Origin of the sequence: Actinomadura macra NBRC 14102 (assembly GCF_001552215.1) — a bacterium.
Lineage (GTDB): Bacteria > Actinomycetota > Actinomycetes > Streptosporangiales > Streptosporangiaceae > Spirillospora > Spirillospora macra.
In genome coordinates, this window is the sequence record NZ_BCQT01000005.1 from 67088 (window position 1) to 91933 (window position 24846).

The following is a 24846-nucleotide window of genomic DNA, read 5'->3' on the forward strand; positions in this document are numbered from 1 at the left end:
CGGGAAGATCGCGAAGCGATGGAGCGCTCGCCCAAGCACGGTCAAGGGCGAGCCGCCAGGCGAGCCCCTGGGCCGAGATTGCACTAGATCAGTACGCGTGTTCGGACATCAGGCGGCGGGACGCCTCGGTGATGCTGCCCGACAGGGACGGGTAGACCGCGAACGTGTGGGCCACCTGGTCGACCGTCAGGTGCTGCTGGACGGCGATCGACACGCCCAGGATCAGCTCGCTCGCACGCGGCGCCACGATGACTCCGCCGAGGACGATCCCCGTGGACGGGCGGCAGAACAGCTTCACGAAGCCGTCCTCGAAGCCCTGCATCTTGGCGCGCGCGTTGGTGAACAGCGGCAGCATGACCGTCCGGGCGTTGACGTCTCCGGAGTCGACCATGTGCTGGGTGACGCCGACCGAGGCGACCTCCGGGTCGGTGAAGATGTTGGAGGCGACCCAGCCGAGCTTCAGCGGCTGGACGGCCTCGCCGAGCGCGTGCCACATCGCGATGCGGCCCTGCATGCCCGCGACGGAGGCCAGCATCAGGACGCCGGTGCAGTCGCCAGAGGCGTAGATGTGCGGGACGGACGTCCGCGACACCTTGTCGACCTCCACGAACCCGCGGGAGTCGCAGCGGACGCCGATGTCCTCCAGGCCGATGCCCTGGGTGTTGGGGACCATGCCCACGGTCATCAGGCAGTGGGTGCCCTCGACCTTCGACCCGTCCTCCAGGGTGACGATCACGCCGTTCCCCGACCGCTCCACACCGGCGGCCCGGGAGCGCGACATGACGTTCATCCCGCGCCGCAGGAAGACGTCCTGGAGCACCGACGCGGCGTCGGCGTCCTCGCTGGGCAGGATCCGGTCGCGCGAGGACACGAGCGTGACCTTCGATCCGAGCGACAGGTAGGCGCCGGCCAGCTCCGCGCCGGTCACGCCGGAGCCGACGACGATCAGCTCCTCGGGCAGTTCCGGCAGGTCGTAGAGCTGGCGCCAGTTGAGGATGCGCTCGCCGTCCGGTTCGGCGCCGGGCAGCACCCGCGGCGTCGCCCCGGTCGCCAGCAGCACGATGTCGGCCCGGATGCGCCGGTCGCCGACGGCGACGACGTGCGGCTCCACCAGCCGCGCCTCGCCTCGGACGATCTTGACCTCCTCGTAGGCGAGGCGCTCGGCCACGTCGAACGACTGCGCCCGTGCGAGGTCCTTCACGCGCTTGTTGACCGTCGCCATGTCGGCCTCCAGGCCGCCGACGATGCCGTCGGGGCCGCCGCTGAAGCGCAGGCCGAGGCCCTCCGACTCCGACATGACCGCCATGCGGGTCGAGGTGGCGATGAGCGTCTTGGAGGGGACGCAGTCGGTGAGCACGCAGGCGCCGCCCGGGCCGTCGCGCTCCACGACGGTCACGTCGGCGCCGAGTTGCGCCGCGACGAGCGCGGCCTCGTAGCCGCCCGGGCCTCCTCCGATGATCACGATGCGGGTCACGTCTTCCATTGTTTCCTACTGGCGGCAGTGACCCGTCCCGACCCTCCTCCAGTGGCGTACGCTTGGCCAACGTGGCTCTGTACGCGGCGTACGCCTCCAACATGGATCCCGAGCAGATGGCGAGCCGGGCTCCGCATTCCCCGATGCGCGGCACCGGTTGGCTCACCGGCTGGCGGCTCACCTTCGGCGGGCAGGACAAGGGATGGGACGGTGCCCTCGCCACGGTGGTGGAGGACCGTTCCGAACAGGTCTTCGTCGTGATGTACGACGTGCCCGCGTGGGACGAGAAGGAGCTCGACGCCTGGGAGGGCGCCGCGCTGAACGTCTATCACAAGATCAGAATTCGCGTGCAGACGCTCGACGGGGACGCGCTGTGCTGGCTCTACGTCCTCGACGACTACGAGGGCGGGCTGCCGTCCGCGCGTTATCTCGGCATCCTCGCCGACGCGGCGGAGAAGGCCGGCGCGCCCGACGACTACGTCAAGGACCTGCGCAATCGGCCGTGCAAGTCACTCGGGGAGTAGGGACCCCACTTTACCGAAACGGGTGGTCTTACCGGTAATGTCACCTTCGTGAGCAACGACACCTTTGCACTGGCACGAGACGCGGCTGACCTGCTGCGCGAACGCACGTCCCTCGATTCCTTCGACGCCGCCCTGGTGATGGGCTCCGGCTGGGTGCCGGCAGCCGACGCGCTCGGCGAGACCATCACCGAGCTGCCCTTCACCGAGCTGCCGGGGTTCGCCCCGCCCGCCGTGGAGGGCCACGCGGGCCGGCTCAGGGTCGTGGACTGCGGCGGGCGCCGCGCGCTGGTGTTCCTCGGCCGGACGCACCTGTACGAGGGACGCGGCGTCGACGCGGTGGTGCACGGCGTCCGGACGGCCCTGGCGGCGGGCGTCGGCACCATGGTGCTGACCAACGCGGCGGGCGGGCTGCGGCCCGAGCACCAGCAGGTGGGCGACCCGGTGCTGCTCTCCGACCATCTGAACCTGTCGGGCGCGAACCCGCTGACCGGCGCCACGTTCCTGGACCTGACCGAGGTGTACTCGGGCCGGCTGCGGACCCTCGCCAAGGAGATCGATCCGTCGCTGTCGGAGGGCGTGTACGCGGCGCTGCGCGGCCCGACCTACGAGACGCCCGCCGAGGTCCGGATGCTGCGGACGCTGGGCGCCGACGTGGTCGGCATGTCCACCGTCCTGGAGGCGATCGCGGCCCGCCAGGGCGGCGCGGACGTCCTCGGCATCTCGCTCGTCACCAACATCGCGGCCGGCCTCGCGGGCGAGCCCCTGGACCACGAGGAGGTCCTGGAGGCGGGCCGTGCCGCCGCCGGCCGCATGGGCGCCCTGCTCGGCACCGTACTGTCCAAGATATGAGCGACCTGCGGGAATCTGCTGAGGAGTGGCTGGCGCAAGATCCCGACCCGGTGACCCGCGCCGAGCTGCGGGCGATCCTGGACGCGGGCGACGACCGCGCCCTCGCGGATCGCTTCGGCGCGCGGCTGGAGTTCGGGACGGCCGGCCTGCGGGGCGAACTGGGCGCCGGGCCGAACCGGATGAACCGGGTGACGGTGATGCGCGCCGCCGCCGGTCTCGCGGCACGGCTGCCGCGGCACGGCCGGGTGATCGTCGGATTCGACGCGCGGCACGGGTCCCGGCAGTTCGCGCGGGACACGGCGGCGGTCCTGGCCGGGGCTGGGCTGCGGCCCGAGGTGTTCGCCGAGCCGGTGCCGACGCCCGTCCTCGCGCACTTCACGCGGGCGTTCGACGACGTGGTCGCGGGCGTCATGGTGACCGCGAGCCACAACCCGCCGCGCGACAACGGCTACAAGGTCTACTGGGAAGACGGCGCGCAGATCGTCCCGCCGCAGGACGCGGAGATCTCCGCCGCGATCGACGCCGTCGGGCGGGTGGACGAGCTGCCCCTCGGCGAGGGTTGGCCCGTCCACAACGACGTGTCCCTCTACCTGGACGCGGTGACGGGCCTTGACCTCGGCGACGACCGCGACATCGAGATCGTCTACACGCCCCTGCACGGCGTCGGACGGGACACGCTGCTCCAGGCGTTCGCCGGCGCCGGGTTCCCGGCCCTCACCGTCGTCCCGGAGCAGGCCGACCCCGATCCCGACTTCCCGACCGTCGCCTTCCCCAACCCGGAGGAGCCCGGCGCGCTCGACCTGGCGCTGGCCCTGGCCGCCGCGCGCGGCGCCGACCTGGTGATCGCGAACGACCCGGACGCGGACCGCTGCTCGGTCGCCGTCCCGGGGCCGGGCGGCTGGCGGGCCCTGACCGGGGACGAGATCGGCGGGCTGCTGGCCGAGCACGTCCTGCGGCACACCTCCGGCGACGACCGGCTGGTCGTCACGACCATCGTGTCGTCATCCCTGCTCGGGGCCATCGCGGCCGAGCACGGCGTCCGGTTCGCCGAGTCCCTCACCGGCTTCAAGTGGATCATGAAGGCGGGGCGGCCGGGCGACCGGCTCGTGTTCGGCTACGAGGAGGCCCTCGGCTACAGCGTCGGCGACGACCGGGGCGTCCTCGTCAACGACAAGGACGGCATCGGCGCGGCCCTCGCGGTCGCCGCCCTCGCCGCCGGGGCGAAGCGGGACGGCCGCACGCTGCTCGACCTCCTGGACGACCAGGCCCGCCGGTACGGGCTGCACGCGACGGCGCAGCTGTCCGTCCGGGTGGAGGACCTGTCGCTGATCGCGGGGGCGATGGCCCGGCTGCGCGCCGCCCCGCCCGCCGAATTCGGCGGACGCGCGGTCGAGTCGTCCGACGACCTGTCCCGCGGCGACGGCGGCCTCCCGCCGACCGACGGGCTGCGGTTCCGCCTCGCGGGCGGAGCACGCGTCGTGATCCGCCCGTCCGGGACGGAGCCGAAGCTCAAGTGCTACCTGGAGGTCGTCCTCCCCACGGAGGGCGGCGTCGAGGCGACGCGCGCGCGGGCCGCCGCCGAACTGGAGACCCTGCGCGCGGATGTCTCCGCCGCGCTGGCCCTCAGTTAAGCGCCGCCACCACGCCGAGCACGACCAGGAGTACGCAGGGAACGGCCAGCGACGCCAGCGCGGGAATCGACCACGTGATCGCGCCCCGCGCCGGCGTCGCGTCCCCGGCCGCCTTGGCCGCGGCCGCCTTGTCCGGTGCCCCCGACCGCGTCCGGGGCCGGTTCCTGTCACGGATCTCGTTGAGCTGTTGCGCCGCGTAGACGGCGGGCGTCCGCCCCTTGAGCTGGGCGCCGGGGACCTTGCTGTGCTGCTCGTCGCGCCGGGCCCGCGCCTCCGCCTTGGCCTGGGCGCGGGGCGAGGTCTGATGCACCCACGCCCGCGCCTTCAGCTCCGCCCCGTCCGGCCCGGCGAACTGGACGATCACCGCGTGCGTGCCCTGGATCTCCCGCACGGCACGCCACGGCGCCCACACGTCCCGCAGCGGGTTGCGGATCGTGACGGCCTCCGCGTCCCCGATGATCGCGGGACGGAGCCCGGCGACGTAGGCGATCCCGCAGCCGAGCAGCAGCAGGACCGCGATCGTCGCCGACGTCACCGTGTAGTGCGGGCCGCCCTTGCCGGTGAGGTTGAACGCGAGGTCCAGCAAGTTCAGCACGGCGAACACGAACCAGGCGACAGCGGCGACACGCCCGCCGGTGGAGCGAATGGTCAAAGCACGATCAGGCATGGCCCGATCATGCCAGTGGACGGGTGCCGCTCCACTTGAGCTGCGCGAAACCGGGCTTGATCACCCCGTTGATCAGTTCGAGGCGCTCGGTGAACGGCGCGAACGCGGACTTCATCGCGTTGACCGTGAACCACTGCAGGTCGTCCCACCCGTACCCGAACGCGTCCGCGAGCTTGGCGAACTCCTCCGACAGCGTCGTGCCGCCCATCAGCCGGTTGTCGGTGTTCACCGTGACCCGGAAGCTGAGCCGCCGCAGCAACCCGATCGGGTGCTCGGCGATCGACTTCGCGGCGCCGGTCTGGATGTTGGACGTGGGGCACATCTCCAGCGGGATCCGCTTGTCGCGGACATAGTCGGCGAGGCGTCCGAGCCGCGGCTCTCCCCCTTCGACCTTGATGTCGTCGATGATCCGCACGCCGTGCCCGAGCCGGTCGGCGCCGCACCACTGGATCGCCTGCCAGATCGACGGCAGCCCGAAGCCCTCACCCGCGTGGATGGTGAAGTGCGCGTTCTCCCGCTGGAGGTACTCGAACGCGTCCAGGTGCCGGGTGGGCGGGTAGCCCGCCTCCGCCCCGGCGATGTCGAACCCGACGACACCCGAGTCGCGGTACCGGACGGCCAGCTCCGCGATCTCCTTGCTCCGCGCCTGGTGCCGCATGGCCGTGACCAGCGTCCCGACACGGATTCCGTACTCCCGGCGCCCTTGCGCGAACCCGTCCAGGACGGCCTCCACGACCTGCTCCAGCGTCAGCCCCGTGCTGACGTGCTGCTCGGGCGCGTACCGGACCTCCGCGTAGACGATCCCGTCGTTCGCGAGGTCCTCGGCGCACTCGTAGGCCACCCGCGTGAGCGCCTCGGCGGACTGCATCACCCCCACGGTGTGGGAGAACGTCTCCAGATACCGTTCCAGCGACCCCGAGTTGGCCGCCTCCTCGAACCACGTGCGCAGGTTGTCCGCGTCCATGGTCGGCAGGTCCACGTACCCGCACTCGCGCGCGAGGTCCACGATGGTCGCGGGACGGACGCCGCCGTCGAGATGGTCGTGCAGCAGCACCTTGGGCGCGCGCCGGATTTCGTCGAGTGTGGGCCGATCGCTCATCTCTAGAAACTACCGCCAGGAACCCCCTTCTCACCTGCCATTCTCACGGCCGACGGCCCAGATCACGTCCCGTGCAGCGGCGTCCAGAAGCCGCCGTCCTCGGATCCAGCGATCGAGACCGGTTCGGCACCTGGCCTGCGGACAAGGCGATCACCGTGCCCTTCGGCGACGGCAAGGACACCCAGACCTGGGATCGGGCGATCACCCGCTACGAGGACTAGAGGCGGCCGGCGCGCCGTCTCCGGTGATGCAGCCGCGGCGGCCCAGCCCTCAGCGGGGAGCGGTCGGGCTGCCGATGCGCAGCAGATTTCCGCTACGGTCCACCAGCGCGAACTCGCGCATCCCGTAGCCGGTGTCCACGGGCGCCACCAACCGGCTGCCCGTGGCGCGATCAGTGGGCACGCCGATCTCGGCCCACTCCCGATGCACCGCGTCCGCGTCCGCCACGTAGAGGTAGCAGCTGGCGGCGGTGGTCAGCGGATCGACATCGGTCTGGTGCGAGAAGTGCAACTGCACACTCCCCCGGGCCACAATCAGGTAGCCGTACTCCGGCCACGACCCCCGCTCCTCGAACCCGAGCCGCGAATAGAAGCCCAACGTCTCATCCAGGTCCCGGCTAGGCAGGATAGGCACCGCATGCTCCTCCATCCCGCCACGGTAACCCGCCCTTCGGACACTTCAGCCGCACGTTCGGCGCCATCGTCGGCCGGGCTGCCGAGGGCGTACCGCAAGCAGGCCGCGGCGGTGAGCGTGCCGACGTGCTTCACGATGGCGTGGACGCGGCCGACCGCCTGACCGCCGTCCGAGCAGTTTCGGATAAGTTTCCAGGCGCCCCGCCGCGTTAGCGTGACGTACATGTTCACCGCCATGCCGCAAGACCTACGAGACGCTGCTGGGCCGCGGCGTCGAGTTCACCGAGGAGCCCACCGAGCGCCCATACGGGATCGACTGCGGTAACCGCGACCCCTTCGGCAACCACATCCGCTTCACCCAGCTGAAGTCCTGAGGCCGTCCGCTGCGCCGATGGGTGCCGCCCCGGCGCGACTGTGGCGCGCCGGGGCGGATGTCCGGATGTTCTAGGACGTCGGTGACACCACGCTGTTGATCCACTCCTGGTGCGCGGGCACGTCGGTGTAGATGCCCTCTCCGCTACGGCAGTTTGGGCCCTCATCCGGCTCCCCCGGGCCCGGGGGTGAGGTCTCGACCCGGCTGAACGCGCCGATGAGCCGCCAGCCGGTGGGAGTACCGCGCAGCAGTGGGCCGCCGGAGTCGCCGAAGCAGGGACCGGCCTTGGTCTCGGCGTTGCCGGTGCAGACCTCGGAGACCGGGTCGATGGGCTCGTCGGGGTCCGTGCAGGCGGCGGGCTGGCGGATCGCGGAGTCGAGTTGTTGTAGCACCGGGGGTTCGCCGCCCGGGGCGCAGAACTGGCCGCTCTCGATGCATCCCCAGCCCAGCAGCCGAACGGGCGTTCCGGTGGGCTGCCGGACGTCCAGCGGGATCGGCGCGCCGGCGGCCGGCTGGTCGAGCTTGATCAACCCGATGTCGTGGGCGACCGTGTCGCCCTGAGGATGCCAGGCCAGCCGCTCGACACCGCGGGTCTCCCCGCCCTGGTCCTTGTGCAGGCTGCCGATGCGCAGCCGGAGGTCCTCCGGCCTCTCCTTCTCGATGCAGTGCCGGGCGGTGACCACCCACCGGTCGGTGATGAGGCTGCCGCCGCAGAAGTGTCCCGCCCGGTCCTGCACGGAGACCATGAACGAGTACGGCTCGGTCGCGTCCTGCCCGCCGATGATCATGGTGGACGCGGGGTCGCCGGGCCTGGGCGGGCCGGGCTCGGCCCGCGCGGCCGGCGCCGTCAGGCCGAGTCCGAGCAGCGTCACGGCCGACGCGACGAGAGCCGGCCGGAGGGAGCTCGCGGGGGCCCCTCCGGCGATGGCTCTCGTGATGGCGAACATTCGTGAGATCACGGGTCCTCCTGAAAATGGGAGCGGAGGAACGCTCGTCCAGCCCCCGGGTGACGGGATCATCTGTTGACGATCGGTGCCTCGACGCTAGAAGTCCCGGCCCTGGCCGACGATCCCGCCAGCGCGCCGATTGCGGTACAGGAGGCTGTACCGAGCGGGTACCGCCCGGGTGACATCCATGGGGGCGATTTTGCTCCGAAATGATCGCGAGAACTGCGACCCACCCCGTGAAATACCGGAAAGCGACGCTCATCGCCGGGATTCATCGAAACATGGGCCGGAAGTGTGCATTCAGGATGCACTGAAATTTCAGTTACGGCTGAAACTGGTTACTGACAGCTCGCCAAAGTACCTTGCTGTCACACGCCCTGATCCCGAGCCTCGTGCCGGCGATCTCGCGTGGTCAGGCGCGTGCCCCGCAACCCAGGTTGCCGCCGACGCCCACCGGCGGTCGGTGGCGAAAGGTGGACAAGAGTGAACCGAGGAATGCACCTCAAACGCGTGGCCACCCCACTGTTGAGTGCTGCGGTGCTGATCACCATCCCCGCATTCGGGGCCGTTCCGGCAACGGCCCAGACCCAGCAGACGGGAACCGTTCGGCAGGCTCATTCTCCCCAGACGACGCTGGCCGATCAGCTGACCGGCCGGCTCGGCTCCCAGCACGCGGGCTCCTACGTCGACGGCGCCGGAAACCTCGTCGTCAACGTCACCACCGCGGCCGCCGCCCAGCAGGTCACGGCCGCCGGAGCCCACGCCCGTCGCGTCGACAACGGCATCCGGCCGCTGACCGACTCCAAGACCGAGCTCGACCGCCTCGCGGGAACCGCGGGCACCACCGGGCTCTCCTGGGGCGTCGACGTGATCTCCAACACGGTCGTCGTCAGCGTCCCCCAGGACGACAACGACGCCGCCACCAAGGCGTTCGTGAAGCGCGCCCGGTCGCTGGGCAAGACCGTCCAGATCAAGCGCGTCGCGGCGGCGCCGCGTCCGATGGTCGGCCCCGGCGACGCGATCATCTCGGGCGGCTCGCGCTGCTCGGTGTCGGCCATCGGCGTCAAGGGCGGGACGGACTTCATCGTCACCGCCGGGCACTGCACCAAGGCCCACGCCAGCTGGACGACCAAGGACGGCCAGACCATCGGCGACCGGGACACCACCAGTTTCCCCGGCAACGATTACGGGACGATCCGGGTCGCCAACGGCTCGCTGCAGAACAGCAACGCCCAGCTCACCCAGGTGGGCCGCCCGGCGGTCGGCTCCCAGGTCCAGAAGAAGGGCTCCACGACCGGCACGACCTCCGGGACGATCCGCGGCTATGACCGCACGGTCAACTACTCCGAGGGCACCGTCACCGGCCTGATCGAGACCAACGCCTGCACCCAGCCCGGTGACAGCGGCGGCTCCCTACAGAGCGGCACCACCGCCGTCGGCATCGTCTCCGGCGGCACCACCGGCGCCTGCAAGACCAACTACCAGTCGTACTTCCAACCGCTGGACGAGGCGTTGCAGGCAGGCGGCCTCACCCTGAAGTAACCCCTGTTCCTCCGCACCTGTGGGGCTCCCGGGCCGTCGGGAGCCCCACACCCTTTCGCACGCCCCGCGCGCTCAGCACGCTCAGCGGCGCGGAGACCGGTGGGGTCAGGCGACTATGAACCGGTCGCCTTCGCGTAGGCGTCCATTCCTCCGGCGAAGTCGAACACGACGCAGGGTTCGTCGCCGACGACCCAGGCGTCGTGGCCGGGTGTGACCACGAAGGCGTCACCGGGGCCGGCCTCCTGCTCGGCGCCGTCCCGCATCCGAACCCGGATCCGGCCCTCGACGACGTAACCGTTGTGGTGCACCTCGCACAGTTCGGTGCCCGAGATGTCGCTCAGCGACTCCGTCCAGCGCCAGCCGGGCTCGAACGTCGCCCTGGCGAAGACCAGGCCCGTCATCTGGAGCAGCTCCAGATGCCCTTTGGGAAAGTCCCGCCGCTCGTCAGGCTTGTCGATGCTCTTGATTTCCATCACGATGGGTCCCCCTTTCACCATCATTCCCCACGCTTGCACCCGCGCTGACCAGCGTCAAGGCACCGGGAGCCCTCCTTGCACGGCCGGGGACGAACGCTTTGCCCCGAGGGGGTGTCCAGCGGCACCGCCTCGGTCGCCGCGTCCACACCGTAAGAATCGCGCAAAGCGACCTCGCCACGCTCAGGATCGAGACGGCGGGTCCGGCACGGCCCGCTCCGGCACCCTCGTCTTGGGCTACCGCTCTGCCGCCTGACCCGCCGATCGCCCGTGGAGACGCTGAACCGGAATCGCGGCACTTTAGAGTAATGCGCCTACTCTGGCGCACGGGCACCCGGTCTGAACTAATGACTTTCACGCCATTGGCGTCGATCGCCCCAACAAGCGACTCTCGCAGATGATCTGAAAGGGGAGTCTTCACCCATGGTTGGGGCTCGCAGGAGGACCGAACGTGGTTCCCGACGCGATCGAAATCGCATCGTTCGCGGGCGGCCTGGCGTTGTCCGCGCTGTCCCTGACCGCGGACCCGGCGTCGGCCGGCGCGGGGCCGCCCGACAACCTGATCTTCCAGTTCAAGAATCTCCAGTACAACCAATGCATGGATTTAGCGAACGGCAACACCGCTGACGGGACGCCGATCGGCAAGTACGACTGCGTCCAGGGGACGAATCGGCTCTGGTATTTCGAAAGCTTCGGCGTCAAATGCCGCGAGGGCAACGAATGCAGGGTCGCCTACCGCATCCATACGGCGGTCAGGCACTGGAACCTCCTCTCCCAGTAGCACCCCGCTAGGGAGGGGCTGCACCGCGGCCCCGGCTGCCACCGGTCGGCCGGACGGTGCGGGGCGGCGGTGCTCCAGCGCGCGGGTATCGGATGCCTACCATCCACCGTCCGATGGTGGCCGAGGTGCCCGCGCGCTGGCCAGCAGGGCGCGCAGCTCGCCCCGGCCGGTCAGGTCGAGCTTGGCGTAGGCGCGGCTCAGCGCGTTGTCGACCGTGCGGACGGACAGATCGAGCCGCTCGGCGATGTGCTTGCTGCTGTGCTGGGCGGCCAGCAGCAGGATCTCCCGCTCGCGCGGGGTCAGCAGCTCGACGGAGAGATCACCGAGAAGCGGTGTGTGCGCGTCAGGGCAGGCGGCCCGTAGCTGCTCGGCCCGCGCGGTGGTCACCTCGGCCCGGGTGCGCAGGCCGCTCCGCCGGAAGGCCCGGCTCGCCGCCGCGGTCATCTCGGCCGCCAGCAGGTCCTGGCCCAGGAGTGCGAGCTCGTCCGCGGCAGTGGCCAGGGCCCGGCCGTCCCCGGCGGCCAGCCCGGCGGCGGCGCGGGCCAACGCCGCGGCCAGCGGAGTGCCCAGGGCGTCGGCGAGCTCCCCGAGCCGGCCGAGATCGGTGCCGCCACCGAACCGCGCCACGTCGTACCAGGCCAGCGCCTCCTCGCTGGGCGCGCCGTCCGCCACCGCCACGGCCTGCCGCGCCGCTGCGAGGGCCTCGCCGGCCGCTCCCTCGGCCGCCAGCGTCCAGGCCCGCCATCGCCCGATCCAGGGGTCGAACAGCCGTGGGGCCGGGCCGCGGCGGCGGTCCGCCTGGTCGAGCCAGGACCGGGCCTCCGCGACCTCCCCGGTCAGTGCGGCGGCGCCGGCAAGCCCGGCGATGCACCAGCGGACGAAGCAGAACATGTCGTTGTCGTCGAGGGCGGCCACCGCCTCCCGCAGGGACGCGTCCGCCTGCTGCGGACGCCCCCGCGCCACATCGACCAGTCCCCGGAAACCGGCCCACCCGGCCGACATGAGCGGTGCGCCCACGCCCACGGTGTCCCGGTAACCCTTGTCTGCGATCGTCCACGCCCGGTCGAGATCGCCGATGCTCAGGTGGGCCAGGCAGAGACCGTACTCGACGTTGACCACGCCCCAGGGCACCTCAGTACGGTTCGCGGTGGCGACCGCCAGCCCATGCCGGTGGATTTCCGCCGCTTCGTCACCTTTGCCGAGGAGACCGGCCGCGGCGGCCCCGGCGGTGGCCGCCCAGGTGATCCCGAGCGGGTTCGCGCCGGGCTTGGCGAGGACGTACCGGGCGACCCGCAGCGCCTCGGCGCAACGCCTGTCGAACAGCAGGATCCATGAGCGCAGCCCTTGGGCCAGCTCTTCGTCCGGTTCGTCGGCGACCGCGTCGAGGGCACGCTCGGCGGCCCGCACGTCGCCGGCGGCCCAGTACAGCATCTCGGCCTCGGTGATCGCCGTCCTGGTCCGGACGGGTCCGCTGGCCGCCTTCGCGGGCAGCACGACCGCGGCCTCCTCGCCGCGTCCCCGGTAGACCAGGATCTGCGCGAGCAGCCGATCGGCGTCCTCGCCCGGCGCCGCGTCACGGGCGGCGCGGGCCAGGCTCTCAGCCAAGATCACCTCGCTCCAGCCGACCGCCTGGAGGGCGCCGGCGCTCACCACGTCCGGCCGGGTCACCGCCCCGCCCCGCACCTGCCAGATCGCGGCCCGCAAGGCGTCGTTACGCCGCCGGGACGGCCCAGCGAGCGCGGCACCGGCCAGCCGCCGCCACCGGTCCCGGGCACGCCCGGCCGGCATCCGAGCCCGCACCACCTCGCCGTAGAGCGGATGGGCGAAGCGGACCAGGAGCCGGGCGCCGGCGCGTTCGACCGCGACCAGGCCGCTCTCCTCGGCCGACGACAGGGCCGTCGTCCCGGCCAGCCTCTCCAGCAGCGCCAGCTCCACCGGTTCACCGCACGCGACGAGCTCCAGGACGAGCCGGGTGGCCGCGTCGAGCCCGTCCAGCCGCCCGGCGATCAGCTCGGCGACCTGGCCTTCGGCGCGGTAGGCCCGCTCCAGCCGCCAGACCCCGTAGTGCTGCCGGAGGGCATCGGAGGCGAGGCAGCCCCGCAGGACCTCGCGCAGCACCAGGGGATTTCCCTCCGCGATGTGCCGCAACCGCCGCCGGCTCGCTCCGTCCAGGGGGCCGGCGAGGCTGTGGTCGAGGAGCCGGTCGACCGTCGCGGACGGCAGGGCCGGCAGCTCCAGGTCGATCGCCTCGCCGTGGCGTACCAGCGTGGACACCGCGTCCGGGAGCGGCGTCCCGTCCCGCGAGGTGACCACGAAGAACGCGAGCCGTCTCGTGGCCAGGTGGCCGATGACCGCCGCGGACGCGGGATCGAGGAGGTGGGCGTCGTCCACACCGATCACCACCCGCCCTTCCCACCCGGCCACGGTCGCCGCAGCCGCCTTCAGCAGCCCTAACCGATCAGCGTCGGGCGGCAGCCGTTCGGGCAGCAGATGAGCGACCGCGCCGAACGGAACCGACGCGGCCGACAGCGTCCCGGTCACCCACTCGACCCGGCACCCGGCCGCGGCCAGGTGCGACACCGCCTCCCTGGCCAGGCACGTCTTGCCCATACCTGCGGGACCACCGATGACGACCGCGACGGCACCGCCGTCAGCGAACGCCGACTCGATCACCGTGAGCTCTTCGTCCCGCCCGAGGAAGGGCCAGTCGGACACCAGACCGCGCATACCCGCTATTCGCCGCCCGGTGCGATCGGGATGACCATCTCCGGCAACCGCAACCGATGGTTGCGCAACCATGGGACGCGCGCTACCGTTACACGCAACCAAAGGTTGCATATGGAGGTGAAGCGCATGGAGTACGGCAGCATCGAACGCGAGATCCACGTCGACGCCTCACCCGAGGTGGTCTTCGAGGTCGTCAGCCGCCCCGAGCACATTTCGCAATGGTGGGCCGACGAAGCCGACATCGAAGCCAAGCCTGGCGCCGTCGGTGAGCTCGTCTGGGGCGACAGGACGGACGTCCTTCCCATAACCGTGGTGAAGACCGAGCCGCCCCGGCTGTTCTCGTTCCGCTGGTGCTACCCCGACGGAAAGGTCGATGACGCCGCCAACACGCTGCTGATCACCTTCGAACTCACCCCGTCGGGCACGGGCACACGGATCCGGCTCACCGAGACCGGCTTCCGGGAGATGGGCTGGGAGGCCGCCAAGCTGGAGGAGCAGTACCGCGATCACGTCGTCGGCTGGGACACCTACGTCCCCCGGCTCGGCGAGTACGTCGCGCGGCTGGTGTCGGCCCCATGACCGCCGCCGTCGACGACGACCTGTGGTCCGCGGTCGGGGACCCGACGCGCCGGCGGATGCTCGACCTGCTCCTGGCGGACGGCGATGGCACGGCCACCGGTCTCAGCAGGCAGCTTCCCGTGACCCGACAGGCCATCGCGAAACATCTCGACGTTCTCGACCGCGTCGGTCTGGTGCACGCGGCACCCGCCGGACGAGAGAAGAGGTACCGGGTGGACGAGGCGCAACTCGCTCGCGCGGTCGCCCAACTCTCCTCGGTGGGTGCGGCCTGGGACGCCAGGCTCCGGCGCATCAAGCAGATCGCCGAGGTCATCCAACGCAGTAAGGGCCAGCCCGGCATCCAGCAATGAGAGAGGGACCAGAAATGGTGGACATTCTGCACAGAGTAGGAATCAAGTCGTCGACGGCCGAGGTCTACACGGCCCTGACCACCGTCGAAGGGCTCGCCGGATGGTGGACGACCGACACGCAAGGCGAGGGCGACAACGTCGACGGCGTTCTCAAATTCCGGTTCGAGGCCGGAGGGTTCGACATGAAAATCCGTGAGCTCGTTCCCGGCAAGCGCGTGCTGTGGGAGGTGCTCGACGGCCCCGGGGAATGGATCGGCACCCAGGTGAGCTGGGACCTCGACCAGGCCGACGAACACGCCATCGTCCTCTTCAAGCACGAGGGCTGGAAGGAGCCGGTGGAGTCCATGCACCACTGCAGCACCAAGTGGGCGATCTTCCTGATGAGCCTGAAGTCCCTGGTCGAGACCGGGAAGGGCGCTCCGGCCCCCCACGACGTCAAGATCGACAACTGGGACTGAGGCAGGACACCGCCTCCACCGGCGCCATCACTCCGGTGCCTCCACCGGAGGAGGCGCCGGAGGAGGCGCATCCAGCCCGTCGTACATAACCAGGTCAAATCCGGCGCGTTTACCATAAGCCCGACATGACGCACTTTTAGCACCACTTTCAATAGTTCCGACAAAGGCACTTCTAGCGATTGTCCAACTTCCGGTAAGTTGCCGTTTCGAGCGAATTAAGAGGTCGAAGACCCTTATGTATGGGAACTTCAGTATCCGTTGGAAAGACCTCGAACGCTCGACGGCTCACCTTCGGCGGATGCACGACATGCGTCCTGCTGACCGGTGTGCTCGGGCTCGCCGCCTTGTCGGGATGCAGCGGTGGTGACGACCGCCCCGCGGGCCAGCGCGGGGCGACCGAATCCAGCGGTGACGGGACAGATCGATTCACCGTGGCGGGGACCGGCGACTTCCTCCTGCACAAGGTCGTGACTGCGCAGGGTGCCGCGGATGCGAGCGCCAGAGGGAAGAAGGGGTTCGACTTCGACCCGATGCTCGCGCAGCTCAAACCCGTCATCAGCAAGACGGATTTGGGAATCTGCCACGTCGAGACTCCCTTGGCCCCACCCTCGGGGCCCTTTCTCGGCTATCCGGCGTTCAGCTCTCCACCACAGATCGTGGACACGATCCGCTGGCTCGGCTACGACACCTGTTCCACCGCCTCCAACCACGCCCTCGACCAGGGAGAACCAGGTGTGCGCCGCACGATCGACGACCTCGACAATGCGGGCATCCAGCACGCCGGCACGGCCCTGAGCGCGGAGGACGCGAAGAAGATCAATATGCTGGACGTGAAGGGGGTGAAGGTCGCACAACTTTCCTACACCTACGGCACCAACGGCATACCCAAGCCCGCCGGAAAACCCTGGATCGTGAATGTCGGCCTGAACCCCGAAAAGATCATCGCTGACGCGGACCGTGCCAAGGAGTCCGGCGCCGAAGTCGTGATCGTCAGCCTCCACTGGGGAACGGAGTACCAGCACGAGGCCACGGCCGAGCAGCGCAGTGTGGCGAAAAAGTTGCTGGGCGCCCGCAATATCGATCTGATCCTCGGCTGCCACGCACACGTCGTCCAGCCATTCGAGCAGATCAACGGTAAGTGGGTCGTGTACGGCATGGGCAATCAGGTCGCCAATCCGACCGCGAACACTCAGGCCACGCACGAGGGAATCGTCGCGCGCCTCACCTTCACCCGAGATTCCGAGAACCGGTGGAAGGCACAGCCCTCCTTCGTCCCCACTCTCGTCACGGCCAGCCCCATCAGGGTCCGCACGCTGAGCCAGAACTCGCCGAACCAGGCCACGGTGAGCAGCACAACAAAAGTCGTGCGGAGCCTCGGATACAACGTTCCACTCGCCTCGCCCCAAAAATAGAACACGTGCGATATCGAAGGAGGAGCGAGAGTGGATAGGCGAGGGTCGGGTTCACGACAGGGATGCGGTGTAGATCGTGTTCGCCGGCCAGATGTACCGGTCGCGTGCTCCGACGAGAGTGGCCACGTCCGCGGAGCCCGCGAGGGCGTCCACGAGTACCTCGTGTGAACAGACGGAATCCCAGCTCACGCTCCAGGACAGCGATCCACTTGGAGAGAGCCTGCTGCGTCACACCCAGCTCATCGGCCGCATGTTGCACCCGTCCGAGTTCGGCCGAACGATCGCAATGCCTCGGTGTCCGCTGGCTCACCTAAGGCACGCACAACCGATGGTTGTGGCTCGTCAAGGATCGGTTGTTTGATCTCGCTCCACCTGGCTGATGTGCTTCTGCACCCAACTGCCGGTTGTCGTGAGGAGCCGCGTGCGCGTGAAACTGGGAGCCGGCTTCGGGTGGCTGTGGTCGGCCTACGCCGTCAGCACCTACGGCACATGGATCGCCTTCGGGGCGTTCCCGCTGATCGCGGTCCGGGTCCTGCACTCGCAGGCATTCGCCGTCTCGATCCTCAGCGCCGCCGGGCTCGCCGTTGCCGCGATCTTCGCGGTCCCGCTCGGACCGTGGGTCGAACACCGGGCCAAGCGGACCGTGATGGTCGCGATGGACCTGATCCGCTTCCTCGCCATGGCGAGCGTTCCGCTCGCGTACCCCTTCGGCCTGCTGTCCTATAGCCAACTGCTGGTCGTCTCGGTCATCTCCGGAACGGCGAGCATCGCCTTCACCGCCGCATCCGGCGCGTACCTGAAATACCTCGTCGACAGAGACCTTCTCCTCATCGCGAACGGGAGGTTCGAGGGCACGAACTGGATGGCGACCGCAGCCGGCCCGCCTCTCGGCGGAGCGCTCATCGGCTTGCTCGGCCCGGTCATCACCGTCGCCGTCGATGCCCTCAGTTACCTGCTGTCCGCTCTCGGGGTCCTTCGCATCCGCGGAGGTGACGTCGCAGCACCCCGCGACGCGGTCACCAGGTTGCGGCCCACCGACCTTCTCAACGGCTGGCGCCACATCCTTCACGACCGCGTCCTGCGGCGCCTGTTCCTCAACTCGATGACGGTCGGCGGTCTGATCATGGCCACCGCTCCGATCCTGACCGTCCTCCTGCTAGGCCAGTACCACTTCTCCGCCTGGCAGTACGGTCTCGCTTTCGGCATCCCAGCGCTCGGCGGCTTCGCGGGCGCCCGCCTCTCCGCGCCCCTCGTCACCCGCTACGGTCGCCACCGCATCTTGATCGTCTTCGGCTGGCTGCGCTCGATCTTCCCGCTCGGACTCGCCCTCACCCGGCCCGGCATCCCCGGCCTGCTCACGGTGATCGTCGTCGAGGGTCTGCTGATCTTCAGCATGGGCATCTTCAACCCCATCAATGCGACCGAACGCCTGCAACGCACTCCCGCCGATCATGCGGCGCAAGTCCTCAACGCGTGGAGCATCAGCAGCAGACTCGCGCAGGCCACCCTCATGGTGGTCTGGGGCGTCCTCGCCACACTCACCAGCCCGCTCATCGCGATCACCATCTCCGGAGTCCTCCTGCTCGGAACCCCCCTCTTCCTTCCCAAACGGACGCACATGCCCGCTCCAGAGGCAGCAACACCGTCCGAAGAGGTCCCGGCCGCATGACCTATCGCACCCCTGCTCACCCCTGAAGGCAGGTACCAACCACCCGAGAGCCACCACGTCCACCTGCTAGGCGGATGTGGGCTACCCCTCCAGGTCGAACTGCCTCGCCTTCACCTGCTGAGCGAACACCCGCCACGCACCGGCACCGAACACCAGCCTCGGCCCCTCCGGGTCCTTCGAGTCACGAATGGCAATCATGGGGATGAACGATGCGACCTCCACGCAGTCACCACCCTGGCCGCTACTGCGACGGCTCTTGCGCCACTCGCCGCTAGGAAGATCCTGCGCGCTCACGTGTAGTCCTCCAAGGTCTTCTTGATCATCTTTAGGGAGTCTTCGGTCCGAAGAGACTCGCCCATCACCAGGTCAAAGCGTATTCTGTACTCAGCCACTGCAATCCCGTCCTCTATCACCTGACTTACCTCCGGACCCTTCATGATAGGCAAGATCCGCCCCTCCGGGAAGAGTTAGGATTTTGAAGGCGCCATCGAGGCTGGCGTAAGTTATCGATGAGAATGGCAGCATCCGAATCTCAACTCGGAAGTTTGATGTTGCAATCTCAACCAACCACTTCAACTGTTCTACCATCACCTCTGGACCACCGACGCATCGGCGCAGCACCGCTTCGTCCAGGACAAACCACATACGGGGCGCGTCGGCACGCTTAAGGATTTCCTGCCGCTTCATTCGCGAGGCCACCCGCTCATCCAGTGAATCAAGGGTCAAGGCGGAACTCATGACGGCCCGCGCATAGCCGGGTGTCTGAAGTATGCCAGGGACAACCTGCGCTTCGAAGGAGCGAATCGCTATGCTCTTAGCCTCAATCTCGGCGTATCTGGAAAACCCTGGAGGCGCCGCAAGGTGCTTGCCTTCACGCTTGATCTCCAACCACATGCTCCAAAACATTCGCTTAGGCGTCTCGAAATACACGTCTAGGTCATCGGCCGTAGCCTCCGAGCAGGGCTTTTGCGCAGTCTCCAGTTTTTCAATCCAACCCGGCTGACAGCCGAGTGCCTGCGCGAGTTGAGGCCGTGAGACTCCTGCCTGTTCCCGGTAGGAGCGCAGGACCACCCCGAAAGCACGGAGGACCGGGTCGCGGGTGTAGCCGTCTTGTTCCTTCGTCACGAGGGGCCTCCCTGGGGGCTCTGGGGTGCCTTCTGGGGTGTGGTGGGGTTGTAGCTCAGAGTAGTCATCGCTGTGAGGGTAGGGAGGCGAAAGCGGAGGCAGAACGAGTCAGGGGTTCCGGGATGAGCACGCGAGCGCAGCTTGACGAGCAGGAGCTTGGGCGGCTTCGGGCCGACTTTGCGGGGTGGCGGATCTGGCGGGCGGTGAGGCGGGACGGCGGGCTGGGCGAGTGGGTCGCCAGCCTGCACGACCCGAGGGCGGGCGTCGAGCCGACGCTCATGTTCCCCTCGGCGCAGCTGCTGCGCGAGGCCCTGCGAGGGCAGGCCGAGAAGGCGAGCGTCAGGTTCCGGTGATCCGCAGTACGCGGCGCGGCCGGTGGACGTTCCCCCCGGGCCCATCGGCCGCGCCGTTCCAACGCGATATGAGAGGTGGATGTTCATGGGCGTGAGCTGGCACGCGATCATCGCCCGTCGTGATGAGCGGCTCGTGCATCTCGATACGCTGCGCGCGGCCGTGGAAACTCGGCCGGCGTTGGCTTGCGGGGTGGTGGAACGAGATAACGCGCCAGCGTTGAGCGTCGTCCGGCATGGTGGGACCGGGCCGCCGGTCGAGGTGGGATGCGACTATGCGCGGGTCGCGTGGTGGTTCACCTGGACGGACGGACGACTGATCAAGCCGGTGCAGGACATCGACGGGGCCGTGGCCGTCCTCATCCGCGAACTGATGCGCCTCTGAACACGGCGAGCGAGGGCGCCGCACTCGGACGGCGCGGCAATTCCTCAGCGACCGCGCCCCGTCCCCATAAATGGGGTGGCACCCCATTTATACTCGGGTACGATATGGAGGGCCACCCCGTTTTGGCGGGCTTCTCGCTGGAGGTTCCATGTCGCAGGGCAGCGCACCGTCGGTCCCGGGCGGGTCGATCCAGAGCGGGCGGCCGATGCGGGCCGATGCGCGCCGCAACCGTGACCGGATCCTCGACGCGGCCGTCTCGGTTGTCGCCGAACAAGGGGCCGAGGCGTCCTTGGAGGAGATCGCCCGCCGTGCCGGTGTCGGGTCGGCGACCCTGCACCGGCACTTCTCCTCGCGGCAGACCCTGTTGGAGGCCGTCTTCCGGGACACGGTCGAAACCCTGTGCGCGACCGCCCGCGACCTGACCACCCATCCGGATCCGGGGGGCGCCCTGGTCACCTGGTTGCGCGCGGTCGCCCGCCACGCCGCGACCAACCGGGGGCTCTCCACCTCGCTGATGTGCGGCTCCGCCGACAGTCCCCTGGGCACGACGGTTCAGGACATGATCGTGAGCGCGGGCGACGAGTTGCTCGCTCGCGCCCACGCGGCGCGCGCCGTCCGGCCGGACATCGTGATCATGGATCTGCTCATGCTCGTCAACGGCATCTCCATGGTCACCGAGCAGGCGGGCGCCGGTGCCGCGACGGCCGACCGCCTGCTCGACATCGCCGTCTCCGGCGTGCGCTCGGAGGCGGACGGGACGTGAGGCGGGCCGCTCCGCCGGATGGGGACGGCCGAACGGTCAGCTCCGTCGCTCCCGCCGCGCATCCTCGGCGAAACCGAGCGTCTCCGCGTAGAGCGGCGTCTCGGGGTCCACTCCCCATTGGTGCAGGTAGACGAGGAGCTGGTTGAGGACGGTGTCGTATTCCACCAGCAGCCCGTTGTTGCGGCCGGTCAGAGTGTTGAGGGCCATGATCCTGTCGTAGGTGGCCTGGTCGATCTTGCGGGAGTTGCGATAGTTCGTGGCATAGTGCCCCAGCCTGTTTTCCTCGACCATGTAATCCAGCTTGTACTCGAAGAGTTGCTCCTGGCTGGCGGCGAGTCCCTGATGGGCGTTGAGCAGAACCCGCAGCCGGTCGTTCACGGCCCGGCGCTGGACGGCCAGCCGGCCGATCTCCTCGTCCGTCAACCCCTGCTTGAAGAGCAGCAGGATCGCGGTGTTGTCGTACGACTCCCCCGCGTCGACGTGGGTGAGCTCGTGCGCGAGGGAGCCCAGGCGCTCAGTCGTTGCGCCCGGCTGATCCATCTTGTGCTTGAGGGTGTACTTCCCGGGGTCACCGGGACGCGAGAGCGTGGTTCCCGGCGTGCCCTGGGTGAAGTTGACGAGACCCTGATTCGCCAGCAGCTCGCTCAGGATGGTCCGGGTGATCTCCGGGACGGCGGGGTCGGTGCTCAGGCGGGTGAGGCGTGCCAGGTCGTCGCCGACGAGGGCGCGCGCCTCGTCCGGTGTCAGGGGGCCGGCGACGATGGACAGCCAGTTCGCGACCTCGCCGACGAGAAAGCCCAGGTCGCTGTCGATGTCCGCGTCAGTGTGCGCCTGTTCGGCGACGATGGCGTCTTGGGCCTGCATCAGCCTGCGCAGCCGGCCCACCCTGTCCGCGACCTGGTTAACGGCGATGATCAATGTGTAGATCTGCTGGTGGCCCGTGGCCCGTTCGCGAACCCCCTGGATGACGGCGTCCAGGCGCATGCTGTTCGACTCGCCATGCGACTCCCCGACCACCTCGTTGACCACACCCTCGTGCTTCTTGGTCTTCGACGTTCTGAGGTAGTCACTGGCCGCCGTTCTGAGCCGCTCCAGTTGCGCGCGTCTGGCAACGAAATCCTGCTGTGGCAGCGCGTGATAGTCGGCGAGCGCCTGCTCGACTGGGACGATCTTGTGCCCGCGCTTCTTCTTGGTGCGCTGCTTGAAGGTTTCGAGGCTCATCAGCCGGGCGACGGGTATGGCCTCAGCCGAGCCCTGGGCCTGGGCCTGGGTCGCGGCGCTCACCGAACGTGCGACGGCGACCTGCCCGGCCCCGTCGACGACCTGGGCGGCCACCTGCTCCGCCTCGCGCTCGAACCGGTCGGACGGGTCGCTGACGGCCAGCCCGTCGCCGGTGTCGGTTCCGGCGACCGGGCCCGAGCGCTGCTGGACGACATGGGTGAGCTCATGGGCGAGCAGCCGCCGTCCCGAGGACGACGAGGCGTCATAGCCGCCCTGTTGGAAGACGATGTGCGAGCCGGAGGTGTACGCCTGCGCGCTGACCGACACAGCCGATTCATGCGCGGCGCGGTCGGTGTGCACGCGGACGTCGGAGAAATCCGTGCCGAGCGCGGCCTCCATGTCGGCCCGCACCCCCTGGTCCAGAGGACGCCCCGGGGAGCGCAGCACGTCGTGAACCGGGGAGCGCTGCACTTCGCTGGGCCCGCCGGGGGGCGGTGAGTTCTGCTCCTGCTCGTCCTGCCCGAGCAGGCGGCCGAGCGCGGTGTTGCCGACCATACGTTGCAAGGCCATCACCGAGGTCGGCGGCAGCACCGCCGCCTGCCCCGAGGCGAATGCGTGTGCCGCCTGCGCCACCCTCGCGCCTTCCGAGGACCTCTTCCGCCCGGTGGCGGTGGTGCCCTGGCCGTCACGCCGCTCTTCCTGTGCGCGCACGTTTGCCTCCTTGGGACGAGAGCGCAGGCCCAACAGAAGCTAGCGGCCTGCGGTCGGCCTCACCCAGGACGGAAGGGCAGCATGGGGGGCAGTCCGAGCTGCACGCATCGACACTTCCTGTGCCGGCGCAAGGGCCCCGCCACCCGACTCGGATGGCGGGGCCCAGCGACCTCGTGAAGTAGCTACTTCGTGAGAGGGAGGGTGAGGCTGCTTCCGTGGAGGTCTACCGCGACCTTGGTGCCGGCCGGGTAGCGGAGGGTGTAGGCGTGGTCGGTGGCCAGGACCATCAGTCCGATGCGGTGGCCGGGCTTGAAGACGTAGTCATACGGCTGCATCGGCCAGGAGAAGGTGTACTCCTTACCGGCCTTGATGGGTTCGGTGACGGACGCGCTGTGCCGGTTGCGGACGTCCATCCAGCCACGCGTCACGATCTTGAACGGGGTGACGGCGGTGGAGTAGCCGCGGTTGGCACGGCAACCCTGGTCGCCGGGGATGGAGTCGCCGTAGCACCAGGTGCCCGAGGTCGGCGCGAAGCCGGAGATGCGCTCGTCGGTGCCGTAGTCGACCAGGAGGGCCGACAGGTACGGGGACTTGCCGTCGACGGACGCGCGGACCTTGATCCGGGCGGTCCCGCTCAGCTTGGTGGCCTTCGTCAGCTTGGGCGTGAGGTACATCAGGCGGTTCGGGTCGGGCTTGTCCTCGTTGGCGGCGAGGTTCTCGGCCGTGCGGGACGGGTCGTCCACGAGGGTGTCGGTGCCGCGCCCGCGCTCGCCCAGGACACCGGTCGACAGGCCCAGCTTTACCGGGCGGGCCGACTTGTCGGGCCAGTCGCGGTACGTCTCCCACGTTCCGGGGGTGCGCTCCAGGTCGACGCGGGGCTGGCGCATGATGTCGTTGCGGACGTCGTAGAGCTCGTGGGCGAACCAGAGGTTCAGGGTCTCCAGCCACACGCTCTTGCGGACGTCAAGGGGCTCGTCATGGGCGGCCTGGTGGATCCACAGTTTGCGGTTGACGTCGGCCTTCTTCAGGCCCTCCCAGAGCAGGGACATCTGGATGGGCTTGACGTTCCAGTCGGCGAGGCCGCTGGTCATGAAGACGCTGGCCTTGAAGTCGGGCGCGCTCTTGGCGAAGTTCCGCTCGTCCCAGGTGCGGTTGTAGTCGCCGGTGACGCGGTCCATGCCGGGTTCGAGCCTCTTGATGATCTTCTCGCAGATCCCCGGGTTCCGGCGTGACAGCACGACCTTGGCGTGCAGGTCGAGGTCCTCGCCCTCCCAGCCGTCCGGGGCGACGACGCCTCCGTTGGCGCGGTACTCGTCGTACCAGTTGGCGACGCCGGAGATGGAGACGACCGTCTTCAGGCCCTTGACGCCGGTCGCGGCGGCGGCGAGGGGGAGGGTACCGTCGTAGGACTTGCCGGCCATGGCGACGTTGCCCGTCGACCAGCCCGCGCTGATCTTCTTGCCGGCGGCGTCGTAGGCGGTGGCCTTGCCGGTGAGCCACTTGATGACGGACGTCATGCCGTCGGTCTCGTTGGGGCCGACGGCGGTGGGGCAGCCGTCGGAGTCGCCGGTGCCGAGGGTGTCGGCGGCGAGGACGGCGTAGCCGCGGGAGACGAAGTAGTTGTCGTAGTAGACGCGCGAGTAGCTCGTCGGGCCGGGCGGTGCCGTCGGTACGTTCCAGGCGGCGAGCCGCGGGTAGTCGGTGACGTCGGCCGGGTGGTACGGGGTGTCGTGCAGCCCGGCGTAGTAGGGGCTGCCCTCCAGGATGGAGGCGACCTTGAGCCCCCCGTCGGTCTCCTTGGGACGGGTGATGAAGACCGAGACGCGGTCGCGCTTGCCGTCGTGGTCGCTGTCCACGTTCGTTTCGACGAACACCTTCTCGCGGACGGCGTCCTTGAAGGAGAACGTGGGCTGGGTCTTGCCGTCCTTGACGACGATGTGCGGACGTCCGGTGTCGGCGAACGCGGGCATGGTGCCGGCGAGAAGGCCGGTCATGCCCGCGAAGGCCGCGACGGACAGTAGTGAGAGTCGCACCGTTGCTCCTCCGAAGCTGACATAAACCTGATCAGCTTCCAGAGGGGATAGAACACCGGTCAACGGTGATA

At 69.2% G+C, this 24846-nt stretch carries 26 protein-coding genes and 1 pseudogene; 14 read left to right on the forward strand and 13 right to left on the reverse strand.

Features of this window, described 5'->3' with window-relative positions; all coding sequences use genetic code 11:
- Positions 1 to 88 precede the first annotated feature (88 nt).
- Positions 89 to 1474: an NAD(P)H-quinone dehydrogenase gene (locus tag AMA02S_RS08295; RefSeq protein ID WP_067454733.1), complete on the reverse strand. Its 1386-nt coding sequence runs from the start codon at positions 1472 to 1474 to the stop codon at positions 89 to 91.
- 71 nt (positions 1475 to 1545) lie between these two features.
- Between AMA02S_RS08295 and AMA02S_RS08300 the strand changes: the two genes are divergently transcribed.
- The 3 genes from AMA02S_RS08300 to AMA02S_RS08310 are packed head-to-tail and all read left to right on the forward strand — an operon-like array spanning position 1546 to position 4478.
- The gene (locus tag AMA02S_RS08300) at positions 1546 to 1998 is read left to right on the forward strand and encodes a gamma-glutamylcyclotransferase family protein (protein WP_067454736.1); all 453 of its coding nucleotides are present in this window, start codon (positions 1546 to 1548) and stop codon (positions 1996 to 1998) included.
- Between the two features lie 48 nt (positions 1999 to 2046).
- On the forward strand, positions 2047 to 2847 hold the full coding sequence (locus tag AMA02S_RS08305; protein ID WP_067454250.1) for a purine-nucleoside phosphorylase: 801 nt from the start codon (positions 2047 to 2049) through the stop codon (positions 2845 to 2847).
- Complete coding sequence (locus AMA02S_RS08310; RefSeq protein WP_067454253.1) at positions 2844 to 4478, forward strand: phospho-sugar mutase; 1635 nt, start codon at positions 2844 to 2846, stop codon at positions 4476 to 4478. The genes AMA02S_RS08305 and AMA02S_RS08310 overlap by 4 nt, the downstream gene beginning before the upstream one ends.
- On the opposite strand, the gene AMA02S_RS08315 is transcribed toward AMA02S_RS08310, so the two are convergent.
- Both AMA02S_RS08315 and AMA02S_RS08320 read right to left on the reverse strand, forming a co-directional pair.
- Entirely contained in the window at positions 4471 to 5145 is a 675-nt protein-coding gene (locus tag AMA02S_RS08315; protein WP_067454255.1) for a PH domain-containing protein, read from the reverse strand. The two genes, AMA02S_RS08310 and AMA02S_RS08315, sit on opposite strands and share 8 nt — an antisense overlap.
- Before the next feature lie 7 nt (positions 5146 to 5152).
- Entirely contained in the window at positions 5153 to 6244 is a 1092-nt protein-coding gene (locus AMA02S_RS08320) for an adenosine deaminase (protein ID WP_067454258.1), read from the reverse strand.
- Between the two features lie 71 nt (positions 6245 to 6315).
- Here AMA02S_RS08320 and AMA02S_RS41515 point away from each other — a divergent pair, with 71 nt between their 5' ends.
- Positions 6316 to 6465: a hypothetical protein gene (locus tag AMA02S_RS41515; RefSeq protein ID WP_157430470.1), complete on the forward strand. Its 150-nt coding sequence runs from the start codon at positions 6316 to 6318 to the stop codon at positions 6463 to 6465.
- Between the two features lie 49 nt (positions 6466 to 6514).
- Here AMA02S_RS41515 and AMA02S_RS08325 read toward each other — a convergent pair whose 3' ends face one another.
- Together AMA02S_RS08325 and AMA02S_RS08330 are read right to left on the reverse strand one after the other, a co-directional pair.
- Positions 6515 to 6877, reverse strand: a complete 363-nt coding sequence (locus AMA02S_RS08325; protein ID WP_245667406.1) for a bleomycin resistance protein — start codon at positions 6875 to 6877, stop codon at positions 6515 to 6517.
- 443 nt (positions 6878 to 7320) lie between these two features.
- Positions 7321 to 8208, reverse strand: a complete 888-nt coding sequence (locus tag AMA02S_RS08330) for a S1 family peptidase (protein WP_169806793.1) — start codon at positions 8206 to 8208, stop codon at positions 7321 to 7323.
- 498 nt (positions 8209 to 8706) lie between these two features.
- On the opposite strand from AMA02S_RS08330, the gene AMA02S_RS08335 reads away from it, so the two are divergent.
- Positions 8707 to 9738, forward strand: a complete 1032-nt coding sequence (locus AMA02S_RS08335; protein ID WP_218004889.1) for a S1 family peptidase — start codon at positions 8707 to 8709, stop codon at positions 9736 to 9738.
- 113 nt (positions 9739 to 9851) lie between these two features.
- Here AMA02S_RS08335 and AMA02S_RS08340 read toward each other — a convergent pair whose 3' ends face one another.
- The gene (locus AMA02S_RS08340) at positions 9852 to 10211 is read right to left on the reverse strand and encodes a cupin domain-containing protein (RefSeq protein WP_245667419.1); all 360 of its coding nucleotides are present in this window, start codon (positions 10209 to 10211) and stop codon (positions 9852 to 9854) included.
- Positions 10212 to 10662: 451 nt separating this feature from the next.
- On the opposite strand from AMA02S_RS08340, the gene AMA02S_RS08345 reads away from it, so the two are divergent.
- Positions 10663 to 10992, forward strand: coding sequence for an RICIN domain-containing protein (locus AMA02S_RS08345; protein WP_067454272.1), 330 nt, complete (start codon positions 10663 to 10665; stop codon positions 10990 to 10992).
- A 96-nt stretch (positions 10993 to 11088) separates the two neighbouring features.
- Here the strand turns inward: AMA02S_RS08345 and AMA02S_RS08350 are convergent, their stop codons facing one another.
- Positions 11089 to 13719, reverse strand: a complete 2631-nt coding sequence (locus AMA02S_RS08350; RefSeq protein ID WP_067454276.1) for an AAA family ATPase — start codon at positions 13717 to 13719, stop codon at positions 11089 to 11091.
- A 126-nt stretch (positions 13720 to 13845) separates the two neighbouring features.
- On the opposite strand from AMA02S_RS08350, the gene AMA02S_RS08355 reads away from it, so the two are divergent.
- The 4 genes from AMA02S_RS08355 (at position 13846) to AMA02S_RS08370 (ending at position 16518) form a co-directional block, all read left to right on the forward strand.
- Positions 13846 to 14298: an SRPBCC family protein gene (locus AMA02S_RS08355; RefSeq protein WP_067454742.1), complete on the forward strand. Its 453-nt coding sequence runs from the start codon at positions 13846 to 13848 to the stop codon at positions 14296 to 14298.
- Positions 14295 to 14648, forward strand: coding sequence for an ArsR/SmtB family transcription factor (locus AMA02S_RS08360; protein WP_067454278.1), 354 nt, complete (start codon positions 14295 to 14297; stop codon positions 14646 to 14648). The genes AMA02S_RS08355 and AMA02S_RS08360 overlap by 4 nt, the downstream gene beginning before the upstream one ends.
- A 14-nt stretch (positions 14649 to 14662) precedes the next feature.
- Positions 14663 to 15106 (forward strand): SRPBCC family protein, encoded by a 444-nt coding sequence (locus AMA02S_RS08365; RefSeq protein ID WP_067454281.1) that lies wholly within the window; start codon positions 14663 to 14665, stop codon positions 15104 to 15106.
- 326 nt (positions 15107 to 15432) lie between these two features.
- A complete protein-coding gene (locus AMA02S_RS08370) occupies positions 15433 to 16518 on the forward strand; it encodes a CapA family protein (RefSeq protein ID WP_218004890.1) in 1086 nt (361 codons plus the stop codon).
- A gap of 51 nt (positions 16519 to 16569) precedes the next feature.
- Here AMA02S_RS08370 and AMA02S_RS44010 read toward each other — a convergent pair whose 3' ends face one another.
- A complete protein-coding gene (locus tag AMA02S_RS44010; protein ID WP_245667421.1) occupies positions 16570 to 16707 on the reverse strand; it encodes a hypothetical protein in 138 nt (45 codons plus the stop codon).
- Between the two features lie 19 nt (positions 16708 to 16726).
- Positions 16727 to 16828, reverse strand: a pseudogene (locus tag AMA02S_RS44925) (hypothetical protein); the annotation flags it as partial.
- Between the two features lie 117 nt (positions 16829 to 16945).
- Between AMA02S_RS44925 and AMA02S_RS08375 the strand changes: the two are divergent.
- On the forward strand, positions 16946 to 18187 hold the full coding sequence (locus tag AMA02S_RS08375) for an MFS transporter (RefSeq protein ID WP_245667407.1): 1242 nt from the start codon (positions 16946 to 16948) through the stop codon (positions 18185 to 18187).
- Between the two features lie 81 nt (positions 18188 to 18268).
- On the opposite strand, the gene AMA02S_RS08380 is transcribed toward AMA02S_RS08375, so the two are convergent.
- Together AMA02S_RS08380 and AMA02S_RS40035 are read right to left on the reverse strand one after the other, a co-directional pair.
- Positions 18269 to 18481: a DUF397 domain-containing protein gene (locus AMA02S_RS08380; RefSeq protein ID WP_067454287.1), complete on the reverse strand. Its 213-nt coding sequence runs from the start codon at positions 18479 to 18481 to the stop codon at positions 18269 to 18271.
- A gap of 90 nt (positions 18482 to 18571) precedes the next feature.
- Positions 18572 to 19312 (reverse strand): helix-turn-helix domain-containing protein, encoded by a 741-nt coding sequence (locus AMA02S_RS40035; protein ID WP_169806796.1) that lies wholly within the window; start codon positions 19310 to 19312, stop codon positions 18572 to 18574.
- Positions 19313 to 19434: 122 nt separating this feature from the next.
- On the opposite strand from AMA02S_RS40035, the gene AMA02S_RS08385 reads away from it, so the two are divergent.
- From AMA02S_RS08385 to AMA02S_RS08395, 3 genes are all read left to right on the forward strand, one after another.
- Positions 19435 to 19665 (forward strand): hypothetical protein, encoded by a 231-nt coding sequence (locus AMA02S_RS08385; protein WP_067454291.1) that lies wholly within the window; start codon positions 19435 to 19437, stop codon positions 19663 to 19665.
- 79 nt (positions 19666 to 19744) lie between these two features.
- Positions 19745 to 20047, forward strand: a complete 303-nt coding sequence (locus AMA02S_RS08390; protein WP_067454296.1) for a hypothetical protein — start codon at positions 19745 to 19747, stop codon at positions 20045 to 20047.
- A 148-nt stretch (positions 20048 to 20195) separates the two neighbouring features.
- Positions 20196 to 20810, forward strand: coding sequence for a TetR/AcrR family transcriptional regulator (locus AMA02S_RS08395; protein ID WP_084264881.1), 615 nt, complete (start codon positions 20196 to 20198; stop codon positions 20808 to 20810).
- 36 nt (positions 20811 to 20846) lie between these two features.
- Here the strand turns inward: AMA02S_RS08395 and AMA02S_RS43440 are convergent, their stop codons facing one another.
- A complete protein-coding gene (locus AMA02S_RS43440) occupies positions 20847 to 22742 on the reverse strand; it encodes an eCIS core domain-containing protein (RefSeq protein ID WP_067454301.1) in 1896 nt (631 codons plus the stop codon).
- Between the two features lie 182 nt (positions 22743 to 22924).
- Complete coding sequence (locus AMA02S_RS08405; RefSeq protein WP_245667408.1) at positions 22925 to 24775, reverse strand: Xaa-Pro dipeptidyl-peptidase; 1851 nt, start codon at positions 24773 to 24775, stop codon at positions 22925 to 22927.
- Between the last annotated feature and the right edge of the window lie 71 nt (positions 24776 to 24846).